Source organism: Brachybacterium sp. sponge, assembly GCF_001613775.1.
GTDB lineage: Bacteria > Actinomycetota > Actinomycetes > Actinomycetales > Dermabacteraceae > Brachybacterium > Brachybacterium conglomeratum.
This window is the reverse complement of sequence record NZ_LRMP01000001.1, coordinates 1,107,586-1,122,401: the sequence shown is the minus strand read 5'-3', so window position 1 is coordinate 1,122,401 and position 14,816 is coordinate 1,107,586. Positions and strand designations below refer to the sequence as shown.

Genomic DNA, 14,816 nt, shown 5'->3' with positions numbered 1-14,816 from the left:
ATGACCGCACTGGACACCGCACCCACGCCCGGAGGGCGCGCCCCGTCGGCCGACGGGCCCCGCTCCCGCCGCCGCGAGGACGCCACCTCCCGCGCCGAGGGCTGGCGCCGTCGGCTCCCGCTGATGCCCGCCTTCGTGTTCGTGGTGATCTGCACGCAGATCCCGTTCCTGCTCACGATCTGGTACTCGCTGCGCTCACGGAACCTGCTGCGCCCTGAGGGCGAGACGTTCGTGGGGCTGCGGAACTACCTCGACCTCGCCGTCGACTCGACCTTCCGCACCGCGGCGCTGAACTCGATCCTCATCACGCTGGGCTGTGTGCTCGTCTCGCTGCTGCTGGGAATCGGGCTCGCGCTGCTGCTGGACCGGGAGTTCGTGGGCCGCGGATTCATCCGCACCCTGCTGATCACGCCGTTCCTCATCATGCCGGTGGCCGGCGCGATGCTGTGGTCGATCTCGATGTTCGACCCCACCTACGGACTCGTGAACTGGCTGATCGGCACCGTCGGCGTCTCCCCGGTGGACTGGACCAGCCAGTTCCCGATGCTCTCGATCATCATCGCGCTGGTGTGGCAGTGGACGCCGTTCATGATGCTGCTGCTCCTGGCCGGCCTGCAGTCCCAGACCGGCGATGTGCTCGAGGCCGCGCAGATGGACGGGGCCGGGACGTGGACCACCTTCGTCCACATCACCCTCCCCCACCTGCGGTTCTACCTCGAGCTGTCGGTGCTGCTGGGCGCGATCTACGTGGTCAACACCTTCGACCAGATCTACCTCATGACCGCGGGCGGGCCCGGCACGGCGTCCGCGAACCTGCCGTTCTACATCTACCAGCGCGCCTTCCTCGGCTTCGACATCGGGCAGTCCGCCGCGATGGGCGTGGTCACGGTGATCGCCACGATCATCATCGCGACCTTCGCGCTGCGCCTGATCTTCACGAGCATCAACTCCAAGGAGCAGTCATGACCGCCACCCTCCATCGACGAACTGCGAGGAACGAGCGGGAGGAGAGGGCGTCATGAGCACAGCCACAGTCTCTGCGTCGGCCGCCCCTGCCGCCGTGCGCGCTCCCCGCGCCCGCCGCGGCAGGGGCCGGATCGGCGGGCACCTGCTCTCCGTCCTCGCCTGGGCGGTCGGCCTGCTGTTCTTCGCCCCGGTGGCGTGGATGGTGCTGACCAGTTTCAAGCAGGAGTCGCAGGCCGCCTCGAACCCGCCCACCTTCTTCTTCACCCCGACGCTCGAGCAGTACGCCTCGATCATCAGCTCCGCCCAGGTCGGCTCGTACGTGCTGAACTCGGTGCTCGCCACCGGCATCTCGACGCTGCTGGTGCTGGTCCTCGCGGTGCCCGCCGCGTACGCGGTGAGCATCCGGCCCGTGAAGCGCACGCAGGACGTGCTGTTCTTCTTCATCTCGACGAAGATGCTGCCGGTGGTCGCGGTGATCATGCCGATCTACGTGATCGCCGGGCAGATCCGGATGCTCGACAACATCCTCACGCTGATCGTGCTGTACACGGCGATGAACCTGCCGATCGCGGTGTGGATGATGCGCTCGTTCTTCCTCGAGGTGCCCGGCGAGGTGCTCGAGGCGGCCTCGATCGACGGCGCCTCGCTGCTGCGCACGATGCGCACGGTGCTGCTGCCGATGGTCGCCCCGGGCGTCGCCGCGACGGCGCTGATCTGCGTGATCTTCGCGTGGAACGAGTTCTTCTTCGCCCTGAACCTCACCGCGGCGAACGCGGCGACCGTGCCGATCTTCCTGATGTCGACCATGACCTCGGAGGGCCTGTTCCTGGCCCGGCTCTCGGCCGCCTCGGTGCTCGCCTCGCTGCCGGTGGTGCTCGCCGGCTGGATCGCGCAGAAGCAGCTGGTGCGCGGCCTGTCGATGGGTGCGGTGAAGTAAGCGGCCGGCCAGTCGGACCGCGCGGCCGACCACCGAGACGTAGGTTCCTGCCCCTATCGAGCGCGATAGGAGCAGGAACCTACGTCTCGATGCGTGCCGGAGCCCGCGGTCCGGCCGACGCCCGGTTCCGTCAGTCGCCGGGGACGTCGCGCTCGATCTCGGCGAGCCAGGCGGTCGACGCGGCGTCCGAGGGCATCCGCCAGTCCCCGCGCGGGGAGAGCGAGCCGCCGGCCAGCACCTTCGGGGCGTTCGGCAGGGCGGAGCGCTTGAACTGATTGGAGAAGAAGCGCCTGGTGAACACGGTCAGCCAGTGCTTGATCTCCTCGCGGGAATAGGCGCGGCGGTCCTCCTCGGCGTTGCCGGCCGGCCACTCCCCCGCCTCCGCATCGCCCCAGGCCTGATGGGCGAGATAGGCGATCTTGCCGGGGCCGTAGCCGCGGCGCAGCAGGTGGTAGAGCGCGAAGTCGTGCAGCGCGTAGGGGCCGATGGAGTCCTCGGTGGACTGCGCCTTCTGCCCGGGCGCGGTGGGGATCAGCTCCGGGGAGATCTCGGTGTCGAGCACGGCGCGCAGCACCTCGGCGGTCGCGGCGTCGAAGACCCCCTCGGAGATGACCCAGCGGATCAGGTGCTGGATGAGGGTCTTCGGCACGCCAGCGTTCACGCCGTAGTGGGACATGTGGTCGCCCACCCCGTAGGTGCACCAGCCCAGCGCCAGCTCGGAGAGATCGCCGGTGCCCACCACGATGCCGCCGTGGTGGTTCGCGAGGCGGAACAGGTAGTCGTAGCGCATCCCGGCCTGGACGTTCTCGAAGGTCACGTCGTACACCGGCTCACCCTCGCCGAAGGGGTGACCCATGTCCTTGAGCATCTGGGTGGAGGCGGGGCGGATGTCGATCGTCTCGAAGCTCGCGCCGATCGCCCTCGAGAGCAGCTCAGCGTTGGAGCGGGTGTGCTCGGTGGTGGCGAAGCCCGGCATCGTAAAGGCGAGGATCTCGGAGCGGTCTCGGCCCAGCAGGTCCATCGCGCGGGCGCACACGATGAGCGCGTGGGTGGAGTCGAGTCCCCCGGAGACGCCGATGACGGGGCGGGTGCCGCCGGGCTTGTCCCCGCCGATCTGCTTCAGGCGTCGCACCAGCCCTGCGACCTGGATGTTGTACGCCTCGTAGCAGTCCTGGGCGAGGCGCGCGGGGTCGTCGGGCACGAAGGGGAAGCGGTCGAGGTGGCGGCGCAGCGGGCCGGTGGCGGGGCGCGGCCGCTCCGCCAGGACGCCCTCGGGGTCATACGTGCTCCCGGAGTGCGGTGCGTACGCGAACCAGCCCGTCGTCCGTGCGTGCCGGCTCTCCGCCGTGGCGGAGTCCGCGGGCTGTGGCGAGGAGTGCTGGTCGACGCCGTCGGCCGACCCTGGACCGTCGGCCCAGGCCATCGCCCAGTCCGGGTCTCCGGCGACGATCTCGTCGCTCTCGAACGGACCGAACAGGCTCGTCTCCTCCCAGCCGTCGAACTTCTCGAGCGAGGCGGCGTGGGTGCGTCGGTTGTCGTCGAAGGTGTTCTGGCGACGCCGCTCGGCGACGATCCGGTCCAGGTCGACGTCGACGATCGTGGAGCGCACCCCCGTCGGGAACCGCTCGGACTCGCCCAGCAGGTCACCGCACTCGTAGACGAAGGTCTGCCCGTCCCAGGCGAGATCCGTCGTGGACTCCCCCTCGCCGGCGGCGGCGTAGATGTACGCGGCCTGGCCGCGGGCGGAGGCGGAGCGGGCCATGAGCTTGCGGTCCTCGGCGCGGCCGATCGTGATCGGGGAGCCCGACAGGTTCGCGATCACGGTCGCGCCGGCGAGCGCGGCCTCGGCCGACGGCGGGACCGGCACCCACATGTCCTCGCAGATCTCGACGAACAGGCGCAGCCCCGGCACGTCCTCGACGGTGATGATCGAGTGCGGGGACAGGGCGTGCTCCTCCCCGCCCAGGCGCACCGACTCGCCTGCCGCGTCGTCCCCGGGCGCGAACCAGCGCCGCTCGTAGAACTCGCGGTAAGTGGGGAGGTTCTGCTTCGGCGTGACGCCGAGTACCCGCCCGCGATGGATCACGACAGCGCAGTTGAAGATCCGCGAGCGGTCCTTCGCGCGCAGCGGGGCGCCGAGCACGATGATCGGCATCAGCTCCTCGCTCGCCTCGAGCACGGTGAGCACCGCCTGCTCGGCCGCGTCCAGCAGCGGCTCCTGCAGGACGAGGTCATCGAGGGAGTACCCGGTCAGGGACAGCTCGGGGAAGACCGCGATCCCGACCTGCTGGCCGTGCAGGTCGCGCAGCACCTCGAGATGGCGCTCGGCGTTCGCGGCCGGGTCGGCGAGCGCGACCGGCAGGGTCACCGCGGCGACGCGCACGAAGCCGTGGTCGTAGATCGAGGCATGGGGGTCAGTGGCCGCGGCCGCGTGACCGGCGGTGTCCGTCGCAGAGGTCATGGCCCGAGCGTAGTGCGCCGCGCCCCTCCCCGTCGGCCCCTGGACGGGACGGACGGCGCCACGACCTGGGCGGCGCTGCGATAGCTTGACCCGGTGGAACATCGGCACGGCGCAGGCGGGAGGCATCGACGATGACCTCCCGCAGACCCCTTCTCGGCTGGCTCCTGATCGCCCCGAGCCTGATCGGCGTCACCTGCTTCCTGATCCTGCCGGTGGTGCTCGCCTTCGTGGTGTCCCTGTTCCGCTGGGACCTGCTGGGCACGCGCACCTTCCTCGGCCTGGACAACTACGCCTCCCTGCTCGCCGACGGCGCGCTCGCAAACTCCCTGCTGGTCACGGGCGTGTTCACGCTGATCTCGGTGCCGGTGTCTCTCGCGATCGGGCTCGTGCTCGCCACGCAGCTGGTGCGGGCGCTGCCGGGCTCGGCGATCGTGCGGGTGATCGTGGTGATCCCGTGGGTGTGCGCGCCGCTCGCGCTCGGCGTGGTGTGGAAGTGGATCTTCCAGCCGTCGGTCGGCGCGCTGAACCAGATCCTCGGGGTGCGGATCGAGTGGCTGACCGACCCCTCGCTCGCCCTGCCGGCGGTCGCGTTCGTGGCGATCTGGCAGAACGTCGGCTACATCTCGCTGTTCTTCCAGGCGGGGCTGTCTCGGATTCCCGGCTCGATCTACGAGGCCGCCCGGATCGACGGCGCGAACGCCGGGCAGCAGCTGTGGTTCATGACGATCCCGCTGCTGCGCCCGACGACGTTCTTCCTCGCCGTCACCCAGGTGGTCGCCTCCTTCCAGGTGTTCGACATGGTCTTCGCCCTCACCGGCGGCGGGCCGCAGCACCGCACCGAGGTGATCGCCTCTCTGATCTACCACGAGGCCTTCGAGGCCAGCCGTCTGGGCCGCGCGAGCGCGGTCGCGGTGATCCTGTTCGTCCTGCTGGTGGTGATCACGCTGGTCCAGCAGCGCTGGTTCTCCCGGCGCATCACCTACGACATGAGCTGAAGAGGAGGGAGAAGATGACTGCTCACGATCCGAGCCCGGCCGACGTGCGCTCCGCGCCTGCTGCCGACGACGGCTCCGTCGGCCGCGATCACAGGCGCACCGCCCGCCCCTCCGGGCGCCGTCGGCCGCTGACCGGCTCGCTGCTCGCGCGCCGCGTGCTCGGCCACGGCGCGACCTATCTCGTGCTGATCGTCGCGGCCGCGCTCACCCTCGGGCCGTTCCTGTTCTCGGTGATGACCGCCCTGACCTCCACCACGCAGTTCGCGCAGGAGGGGCCGCTGTCGCTCCCCGCCCCGCCGGTGCTGGACAACGTGATCGCCCTGTTCAGCTCCGAGGACGGCTTCGTCACCCCCGTCGCGGTGACCGTGCAGATGGTCGCCGTGATCCTGGTGGGGCAGATGGTGTTCTCGGTGCTGGCCGCCTATGCCTTCGCCCAGCTCCGCTTCCCCGGTCGTGACCTGCTGTTCTGGGTGTATATCGCGACGCTGATGGTGCCGCAGGTGGTGGTCGTGGTGCCGCTGTACCTGATGCTCTCGGAGATGGGGCTGCGCAACACCTTCTGGGCGCTCGTGCTGCCCTTCGTGCTCGGCTCCCCCTACGCGATCTTCCTGCTGCGGGAGAACTTCCGCGGCATCCCCTCCGAGCTCATGGACGCCATGCGGATCGACGGCGCGGGCACGCTGCGGCTGCTGTGGCACCTGGTGGTGCCGCTGAACCGGCCGATCATCGTCACCCTCGTGCTGATCACGGTGGTCACCCACTGGAACAGCTTCATGTGGCCGATGGTGATCACCTCCGGGCCCGAATGGCGGGTGATCACCGTGGCGACCTCCGCGCTGCAGTCGCAGTACAACAACAACTGGACCCTGGTGATGGCCGGGACGACGCTTGCGATGCTGCCGCTGGTGATCCTGATGATCGTCTTCCAGAAGCAGATCACCCGCTCGGTCGGCGACGCGACGCTGCGCTGAGGACCGCGCTCGGCGCGCGCCGCAGCCCGGCGTCTCGGTAGGTCATACAGCGCCCCGCGACGGGGGCTGCGGACGATAATGGACAGAACACCACTTCCCGGAAGGACCTCCCATGCTGAAGCGTCGCACCCTCCTCTCCTCCTTCGCCGCCGCCGGCCTGCTCGGCACCGCGGCGGCCTGCTCCCCGTCGGGCGGCGGTGACAGCGGCTCCGGCGGCGAGGGCGGCGGCAGCGATGCCGGCGGCAGCAGCGGCGGCGACAAGGGCACGCTGACCTTCCGCCTGTGGGACGAGAACGCGGTGGCCGCCTACGAGGAGTCCTTCGCCGCGTTCACCGAGCAGTCCGGCTGGAACGTGTCGATCGACGTGGTGCCGTGGGCGGACTACTGGACGCGCCTGCCGCTGGACGTCGCCAGCGGCGATGCGGCCGACGTCTACTGGATGAACTCCGCGAACTACGTGCTGTACAAGGACTCCGGCGACCTGCTGGACATCAACGAGGTCGTCCCCGACGGCGCCTCCCAGTGGGAGAAGGCCGTGGTGGACCTGTACTCGCGCGACGGCGGGCTCTGGGGCGTGCCCCAGATCTGGGACTCGATCGCCGTGTTCTACAACAAGGCGCTGGTCGAGGAGGCGGGCGTGGACCCGTCGGCCCTCGCCTTCGACCCGGCCGCCGACACGGACTCCCTGCGCGACGCGGGCCGGAAGCTCACGGTGGACGGCGAGGGCCGCCACCCGGGCGAGGACGGCTTCGACGTGGACTCCCGTGCGCAGTTCGGCTTCAACTCGCAGGCCGACCGGCAGGCGATCATCGGCCCGATGCTCGCCTCCAACGGCGCACAGTGGCAGGACGAGGACGAGTACACCTTCGCCTCCCCCGAGGGCATCGAAGCGTTCCAGTACATGGCGGACCTGATCAACGTCGAGAACATCGCGCCCAGCGCCGCGGACACCAACGAGAACGGCGACTTCACCCGCGACCTGTTCACCCAGGGCAAGCTCGCCCTGTTCCAGTCCGGGCCCTACAACCTGCTGCCGGTCTCCGACGGCGTCGCCGACTCCTTCGAGTGGGCGCTCGCCGCCCCGGTCGCGGGCCCCGACGGGGCGAAGTCGCTGGTCCACGGCGTGGTCGCCGTCGGCAACGCGAAGGCCGACGACGAGCAGCAGGCCGGCATCGCCGAGCTGCTGACCTGGCTCGGCTCCAAGGACGGTCAGCTGCCGCTGGCCGAGAAGGGCGTCTCCTTCCCCGGCCACGTCGACGCGCAGGACGCGTACATCGAGTTCTGGAAGGGCAAGGGCGTGGACGTCAGCGTGTTCGTCGAGGCGGCGAAGAACCCCGCCGAGGCCGACACCGGCGCCCGCGCGAACGCGGGGCTGACCGCCGCGATGCCGATCTTCCAGGAGGTGTTCATCGGCCGGCTCTCCGCCGCCGACGGGATCCCGCAGGCGCAGGAGGAGGGCAACTCCGCCATGGCGGAGTGAGCCGCGGGCTCTCCACCGCTCCCTCACAGTTCGTGCCCCGAACGTGCCCAGGAAGGACTGTCGCTCCAGGTCAGGGCATGGGAATGTAGCCCCATGACACAGAGCACACCCCCGGACGGCCCGCCTCCGCCCCTCCCGCCGGTCGACCACGCCTCCCCGCAGAGGGCTCCCGGTCCGGAGGGGCCGGGAATCGTCGCCGAGCACGTCAGTCGCGCCTTCGGCAGCGTGCAGGCGGTGGCGGACCTGAGCTTCACCGCGCCGCGCGGGGCGGTGACCGCGCTGGTCGGCCCGAACGGCTGCGGCAAGTCGACGCTGATGCTCATGCTCGCCTCGCTGCTGGCCCCCGATTCGGGCCGAGTGCTCGTCGGCGGCGTCGACCCCGCCGAGGACTCCGCCGCGGTGCGCGCGCAGGTGGGCTGGATGCCGGACCAGTTCGGGGCGTGGGACTCGCTGCGGGTCGCCGAGGTGCTCGAGGTGATGGGCCGCGCCTACTTCCTGCCCACCGCGCAGCTGCGCGGGAGGGTGGACGAGCTGCTGGAGCTGCTGGACCTCGTGCCGCTCGCGCAGCAGCCCGCGCACGTGCTCTCCCGCGGGCAGAAGCAGCGCCTGGGCCTGGCCCGCGCGCTCGTCCACGACCCGCAGGTGCTGGTGCTCGACGAACCCGCCTCCGGCCTGGACCCGGCCTCGCGCCGACGCCTTTTGCAGGTGGTCCGCTCACGGGCGGCCGACGGGGCGACCGTGCTGGTCTCCAGCCACATCCTCGGCGAGCTCGAGGAGATGGCCGACCACGTCGTCTTCATGGACGGCGGCCGTGCCGTGGACGCCTCGAGCCTCCGCGACCTCGCCGCCCGGCCTCGCCCGTGGCGGATCTCCTCGCTGCACCACCAGGCGCTCGTCGAGGCGCTCGATCACCTGCACGTGCGCCACGGCGAGGTGCTGCCCGGCGACCGCACCACCTCCGGTCATGCGGAGGCGGTGGTGGAGCTGCCCGACGACGCGACCGCCGCCCGCCTGCTCGCGGACCTCACCGCCGCGGGCGCCCAGATCATCGGCTTCGGCCCGACGACGGGTCGGCTCGAGGCCGCCTATCTCGCCTCCGACGCCGCCCAGCGAGAAGGAGCCCTGTGATGAGCACTCCCCAGACCCTCGACGCCGGTCCCGGGACCGACCGTCCCCGCGGCCGCGGCAGCTATGCGCTGCGCTGGCGCGGACTGCGGCTGGTCACCTCGCTCGAGCTGCGCCAGCGCCTGCGCTCGAAGCGCTGGTACGTGTCGCTGGCGGTGTGGACGCTGGTGATGATGGGCATCGGCGCGCTCGGCCTCGGCCCGACGCTGTACTCCGCGCAGTGGGACGAGGTCGGCCCGATCGCGGCGATGGTGTTCAGCCTGCAGATGATCCTGGTGCTCTTCGCGATGCTGCTGGTGGTGCCGGCGCTGTCGGCCGGATCCATCAACGGCGACCGCACCGCCGGGACCCTCGCCACGCTGCAGGCCAGCCTGCTCAGTCCCGCCGAGATCGTGCTCGGGAAGCTGCTCGCAGGCTTCCTGACGGGCCTCGCCTTCCTGGTCCTCGCTCTGCCTTCGCTGGTGCCGATCGCGCTGCTGGGCAGCATCGGGATCCTGTACATGCTCCGGCTGCTCGGGGTGATCGTGCTGCTCACCCTGTGCGTGACCGCGGTGGGGCTCGGGCTCTCGGCGCTCACCTCGAGGCAGCTCGGCTCGGTGGTGCTCGCCTACGTGATCGTGTTCGGGGTGACGGTGGTGCTGCCGATCGCGTGGGGCTCCACCGCCGTGGTGCTGAACGAGGAGCGGGAGGTCACGAACTACTACACGGTCTACGACGACGAGTACTCGATGGAGAAGAGCCGGTGCGCGGCGGAGCAGGTCGAGGAGACGGTGCCGCGGCTGGACCTCTCCCTGCCGCTGCTGTGGGGGAACCCGGTGGTGCTCCTGGCCGAGGCCGCGCCGACCCTCCCCGCGGACTACGACCCCCTCGAGGACCCGGACACGGACCTGCTGACGACGCTGAAGACCGGGATGCGCTCCGCCGCGACCACCACCCACCCCGTCCACTCCGTGTACTGCTCGCCGGACGACCCCGGCTACCCCAGCGATCTCGGCACGCCGCCGAACCGTCCGGTGTGGCCGATGGGTCTCGGGCTGTGGCTGCTCGTCGGGGCGCTGTCGCTGCTGGTCGCGGTGCGGCGGCTCGCCGTGCCGATCCGACGGCTCGGCGCAGGCACCCGGATCGCCTGAGGCGACGGGGCCGGTCGTGGTCAGGTGCTGGCGTCCTGCGTTCCGGTACGACGATATATCCGTACCGGGACGCAGGGCGCCATCGGTCGACCACGCGTCGAGGGACAGTACGGGGTCGCCGGTTCAGCGCTCGCGCAGCCCGGTGACCGTGTCGGGGATGTCGTGCAGGTGCGAGGCCTGCTCGGTGGGGCTGTTGCCGCCGCCGGTGAAGGCCGATCCCTCGGAGCCGAAGTCCGGCAGCACGCCCTGGGCGAGGTCCGCCTGCCGCACGGCGGTGTCGCTCGCGCCGGGGGCGTTCTCGTCCACCCACAGCCGCTCCCCCGCCGCGTCGAGGTCGAAGATCTCCAGCGCGTGGTCGCCGCCGTCGGCCTGGAGGCGCTTGCGCAGCGCGGCGCGCACCGCGGGGTCCTTCGCCCGGTCCGCGCGGGTGCCGAACTCGGGGGCGACCAGCGCGTACGGGGTCTGGCGGCGCGTGAAGTCACCGGCCGGTCCGTAAAGCACGTCCCGCAGCCCGCCCTTCATCGCCTGCGTCGCCGCGACGCCCAGCAGCGGCACCACCATGAGCGCGAAGAGGGTGAGGAACACCCAGGTCAGCGCCGTCCCGGCGCCGAGCAGCGGGAGCAGGACCGCGGCGAGGATGGTCCCGGCGAGCGCCCAGCCCGCGCAGAGCCAGCCGGTCAGCGCGCACACCCGCGCCTCCCACGGGTTCACGCGGGCCCGGTGCGCCCACTCGGCGTAGGTGCGCTGGTCCCGCACCTGGGCGCGGTGGCCGGAGGAGAGCGCGACCGCGAGCGCCGGGGCGAGCGCGCAGCCGGCCGCGACGAGCACGAGCAGGGGGAGGCCGACGGCGAGGTGCTGCCAGCGCAGCGGGGTCTCGACCTGAGACAGTCCCGTCGCAGACAGGGAGCCCAGGACGGTGACGAGGTCCGCGATGCCGAGCACCAGCCAGGAGGTCCCGGCCAGGGCGGGCAGCACCCAGGTCAGTGCCGAGCGCGCGATGAGGGCGAGCGCGGTGAGGGCTCCGCGGGGGCTCCTCGCCCCGTCGGCCGCGGGGGTGCCGGGGTTCGGCGGCAGGTGCCGGCGGTCCTGGGCGAGGTGCTGCCGGGCGGCGGCGCGTCGGCGCTCCGGGTCGGTGCCGATGCGCGCCTCGGTGTGCAGCACCTCGTGGGAGGTGATCCCGAGCAGCCGCGCGGCGGGAACGGTGCGGCGCACGAGCACCCAGGCGAGCTCGAGGGCGACCAGTCCGGCGCACCACACGGACAGGGGGCCCGCGCCGAGCCCGGTCCAGGGCTGCGGCAGGCCGAGCACCACCGTGAGCGGCAGGGCGAGGACGGTGAGCACCGGCAGCGCGAGGAGCATCGCGGTGATGCGGTCCTCGACGCCGCGCTGGAACTGCGTCTCGGAGAGGAAGCGGCGGGGCTGCAGAGGTGCGACCAGGCGCGGCACCAGCAGCGCCCCGAGCAGGCTCAGCATCGTCGCGACGGCTGGGAGCAGCAGGAACGCGGTCCACAGGCCCTCGGAGGTGAAGTTCAGGGCGCTCATCGCCTGGCGCAGGTAGGCCGGATCGCCGAGGCCGGCGAGGAGGGAGAAGAACCAGAAGGTCGGCGAGGCGCCGACGACGTACAGGGTCAGCAGCACGTACCAGAGGCCGAGCAGCACGAGCGCCGGCGCCCAGAGGCGACGCAGCAGGCTGCGGAGGATCTCGCGCCGCGACTCGACCATGATCTCCCCCGGCGCGACCAGGTGCGTCTCCTCCTCCGGCAGGCGCGGCGGCGAGGGCAGGTCCGTCAGCGGCGGCAGCGTCCGGGAGTGGGGAGAGGTCATCACGGGAACCGGCGGCGCCTCAGACGGTGCGGCGGCCGAGGAAGGCGCGGCCCAGGGTCATCTCGTCGGCGTAGTCGAGGTCGCCGCCGACGGGCAGCCCGGAGGCCAGGCGCGTGACGGTCAGCTCGAGCGGTCCGAGCAGGCGGGAGAGATAGGCGGCGGTGGCCTCGCCCTCGATGTTCGGGTCCAGCGCGAGGATGACCTCCTGGGTCTCCCCGGAGCCGAGGCGGCTCATCAGCTGGGTGATGCGCAGGTCGTTCGGGCCGACGCCGCCGATCGGGTCGATCGCGCCGCCGAGCACGTGGTAGCGGCCCTTGAACTCGCGGATCTTCTCGATCGCGACGATGTCCTTGGACTCCTCGACCACGCAGATCACCTCGTCGCTGCGGCGCGGGTCGGTGCAGATGCGGCACTTCTCCTCCGCCGAGACGTTCCCGCAGATCTCGCAGAAGCGGACGGTGTCCTTGACCTGGACGAGCACCTCGGCGAGCCGGCGCACGGCGGCGTCGTCGGCGTCCAGCAGATGGAACGCGATCCGCTGCGCCGACTTGGGGCCGATGCCCGGCAGCTTGCCGAGCTCGTCGATGAGGTCCTGGACGATGCCTTCGTACACGCGTCTCACTCTAGTTCCCGGGGCCGACGTGCGGCGACGGCGCCGAGGTGGTGTGGATCGCGGGTGGTGTGGATCGCTGCGCGCTTCGCGGACGGCCGGACCGGGCGTGCGAGACCTCGCTACGCTGACGATCCCGACCCACTCTCGATGCGGAGAACCATGGCCAGGCTTCCCGACACCCTCCTCGACGCGGTGCAGGCGCGCGTGCTCGAGGGACTCGCCGACCTCGGTGCCTCCGACGCGCTGGTCGGCGTGATCGCGCAGCGCGTGGTCGCGTACCTGCGCAACACCTCCGAGACCACGGTGAGCGTGGAGGAGGACGGCACCACCTTCGTGATCACCGGAGACATCCCGGCGATGTGGCTGCGGGACTCCGCCGCGCAGGTGACGCCGCTGCTGCGGCTCGTGGTCGCCGGGGTGGGGGCCGACGAGGACCGTGCCGAGCTGGTCGCGCTGCTCGCCGGACTGCTGCGCCGCCACTGGCAGTACCTCGAGATCGACCCGTACGCCAACGCCTTCAACCGCGCCCCGGACTCCTCCCACTGGGACGCGGACGAGACCGAGCGCGACAACCCCTGGGCGTGGGAGCGCAAGTTCGAGCTCGACTCCCTCTCCTACGGCCCCGACCTCGCCTGGCGGCTGTGGCGGGCGACCGGCGACACCTCCTGGGCCGACGAGCGCTTCCTGCCCGCGGCCCGCGCGATCCTCTCCACCGTCCGGGCCGAGCAGCACCACGAGGAGCGCTCCGCGTACTTCTTCCGACGCTCCGGCGTGCCCGCCCAGGACACCCTCGCCCGGGAGGGGCGCGGCTCCCTCACCACCCCGAACGGTCTGGTGTGGGCGGGCTTCCGCCCCTCGGACGACGCCTGCGAGCTGGGCTACAACATCCCCGGCAACCACTTCCTCGCCCTCTCCCTGGAGCGTCTCGCTGAGCTGCTGGAGCAGGTCGCGGACGCCCCGGCGGAGGCGGACGAGGCGCGGCACCGGGCGGAGCAGATCCGTGCGGCGCTGGTCGAGCACGGCACGATCGAGGGGCCGACGGGCAAGCAGGTCTGGGCCTACGAGATCGACGGCCGCGGCGACCACCGGTTCCTGGACGACGCGAACGTGCCGAGCCTGCTCGCCCTGCCGTACCTGGGCTGCGTGGCGCAGGATGATCCGCTGTACCTGGCCACGCGAGCCGCGGTGCTCTCGCGCAGCAACCCGTACTACTACGAGGGGCTGTACCTCGAGGGCGTCGGCTCCCCGCACACCCCGAAGGACCACGTGTGGCCGATCGCGCTCGCGGTCGAGGGGCTGACCAGCGCGGAGCGTGGCGAGAAGCTGCGTCTGCTCGAGCTGATGATCCGCACCGACGGCGGCACCGGGATGATGCACGAGGGCGTGCACGTGGACGACCCGTCGGTGTTCACGCGGGAGTGGTTCTCCTGGTCGAACTCGATGTTCTGCGAGCTGGCGCTGGATCTGGCCGGCGTCCTGCGGGATCGATCCGGCACGCACGAGGGGGCGGGTTCCCGCGCCTGAGCCCCGGGCATGACGGGGATCCACCGCAGAGGGCGGCAGTCCCTGGCGGTGCTGGTGGCGTCCAGCCTGCCGCGATAGCGTCTGACCGGGCCGTCGCCATCCTGCTCGGCCCCCCGCCGACCGCGAACAGGACGAGTCCCGATGTCGCCGATGCCCGCCCCGTACGACGCCGCCGAGCCCGCCACCTCCTGCCGGATCACGGAGGCTCCCGAGGTCATGACCGCGGTCGTGGTCCAGCACGACTTCCCGATGTACGACATGCCCGCCCTCATGGACGGTACGTTCTCCCATCTCGCCGAGGCGCTGGCGGCGCAGGGCATCCGCCCGATCGGCCCCGCGTTCTCCCTGCACCACCGAGCGCCGGTCGCGACGGCCGATCTCGAGGTGGGCTTCCCGGTGGACGCGCCGCTGACCGAGGCCCTCGAGCTGCCCAGCGGCTACGAGGTCATCGGGTCGAGCATCCCGGGCGGTCGCATCGCCTGGATCTCGCACATCGGCGCCTACGGCGGCCTCGCGGAGAAGTGGGGCGCGTTCACCGAGCAGGTCGGGGAGTCGGACGAGCAGATGACGTACCCGTTCTGGGAGTTCTACGTCACCGAGCCGCATCCCGACATGAACCCGGCGAAGCTGCGCACGGACCTGTTCTCCCTGCTCGAGCCGCGCGGCTGAGCGACGCCCGGAAGGGCGCGCGCCGCTTCGGTGCTCGCCCGCTCAGGCGGTCGGCTCCGCGGTGTCGGCTCCGCTCGGCGCGATCCGGCACGACCTGCTTCGGCTCAGCGCGGGCTGTCCC

General features: G+C 71.4%; 12 protein-coding genes. 9 read left to right on the top strand and 3 right to left on the bottom strand.

Going from position 1 to position 14,816, the window contains the following annotated elements:
- Nucleotides 1–966 (top strand): carbohydrate ABC transporter permease, encoded by a 966-nt coding sequence (locus A4A78_RS04905; RefSeq protein WP_062947248.1) that lies wholly within the window; start codon nt 1–3, stop codon nt 964–966.
- Between the two features lie 52 nt (nt 967–1,018).
- Nucleotides 1,019–1,903: a carbohydrate ABC transporter permease gene (locus tag A4A78_RS04900; protein ID WP_062947247.1), complete on the top strand. Its 885-nt coding sequence runs from the start codon at nt 1,019–1,021 to the stop codon at nt 1,901–1,903.
- 130 nt (nt 1,904–2,033) lie between these two features.
- Here the strand turns inward: A4A78_RS04900 and A4A78_RS04895 are convergent, their stop codons facing one another.
- The gene (locus tag A4A78_RS04895; protein ID WP_062947246.1) at nt 2,034–4,364 is read right to left on the bottom strand and encodes an NAD(+) synthase; all 2,331 of its coding nucleotides are present in this window, start codon (nt 4,362–4,364) and stop codon (nt 2,034–2,036) included.
- A 131-nt stretch (nt 4,365–4,495) separates the two neighbouring features.
- Here A4A78_RS04895 and A4A78_RS04890 point away from each other — a divergent pair, with 131 nt between their 5' ends.
- The 5 genes from A4A78_RS04890 (at nt 4,496) to A4A78_RS04870 (ending at nt 10,065) form a co-directional block, all read left to right on the top strand.
- Nucleotides 4,496–5,359 carry a carbohydrate ABC transporter permease gene (locus A4A78_RS04890; protein ID WP_062947245.1) on the top strand — a complete coding sequence of 288 codons (864 nt, stop codon included), beginning with the start codon at nt 4,496–4,498 and terminating at the stop codon, nt 5,357–5,359.
- Between the two features lie 14 nt (nt 5,360–5,373).
- On the top strand, nt 5,374–6,330 hold the full coding sequence (locus tag A4A78_RS04885) for a carbohydrate ABC transporter permease (protein ID WP_231880840.1): 957 nt from the start codon (nt 5,374–5,376) through the stop codon (nt 6,328–6,330).
- A 112-nt stretch (nt 6,331–6,442) separates the two neighbouring features.
- Nucleotides 6,443–7,810, top strand: coding sequence for a sugar ABC transporter substrate-binding protein (locus tag A4A78_RS04880; RefSeq protein ID WP_062947244.1), 1,368 nt, complete (start codon nt 6,443–6,445; stop codon nt 7,808–7,810).
- Nucleotides 7,811–7,903: 93 nt separating this feature from the next.
- Nucleotides 7,904–8,938, top strand: a complete 1,035-nt coding sequence (locus tag A4A78_RS04875) for an ABC transporter ATP-binding protein (RefSeq protein ID WP_082835187.1) — start codon at nt 7,904–7,906, stop codon at nt 8,936–8,938.
- Nucleotides 8,938–10,065 carry an ABC transporter permease gene (locus A4A78_RS04870; protein ID WP_062947243.1) on the top strand — a complete coding sequence of 376 codons (1,128 nt, stop codon included), beginning with the start codon at nt 8,938–8,940 and terminating at the stop codon, nt 10,063–10,065. The genes A4A78_RS04875 and A4A78_RS04870 overlap by 1 nt, the downstream gene beginning before the upstream one ends.
- A 123-nt stretch (nt 10,066–10,188) precedes the next feature.
- Here A4A78_RS04870 and A4A78_RS04865 read toward each other — a convergent pair whose 3' ends face one another.
- Both A4A78_RS04865 and recR read right to left on the bottom strand, forming a co-directional pair.
- A complete protein-coding gene (locus tag A4A78_RS04865) occupies nt 10,189–11,889 on the bottom strand; it encodes a hypothetical protein (protein ID WP_062947242.1) in 1,701 nt (566 codons plus the stop codon).
- A 19-nt stretch (nt 11,890–11,908) separates the two neighbouring features.
- Complete coding sequence (gene recR / locus A4A78_RS04860; protein ID WP_010549346.1) at nt 11,909–12,502, bottom strand: recombination mediator RecR; 594 nt, start codon at nt 12,500–12,502, stop codon at nt 11,909–11,911.
- 159 nt (nt 12,503–12,661) lie between these two features.
- Between recR and A4A78_RS04855 the strand changes: the two genes are divergently transcribed.
- A complete protein-coding gene (locus A4A78_RS04855; protein ID WP_062947241.1) occupies nt 12,662–14,026 on the top strand; it encodes a glycoside hydrolase family 125 protein in 1,365 nt (454 codons plus the stop codon).
- 141 nt (nt 14,027–14,167) lie between these two features.
- On the top strand, nt 14,168–14,695 hold the full coding sequence (locus A4A78_RS04850; protein ID WP_062947240.1) for a GyrI-like domain-containing protein: 528 nt from the start codon (nt 14,168–14,170) through the stop codon (nt 14,693–14,695).
- The last annotated feature ends 121 nt before the right edge of the window (nt 14,696–14,816 follow it).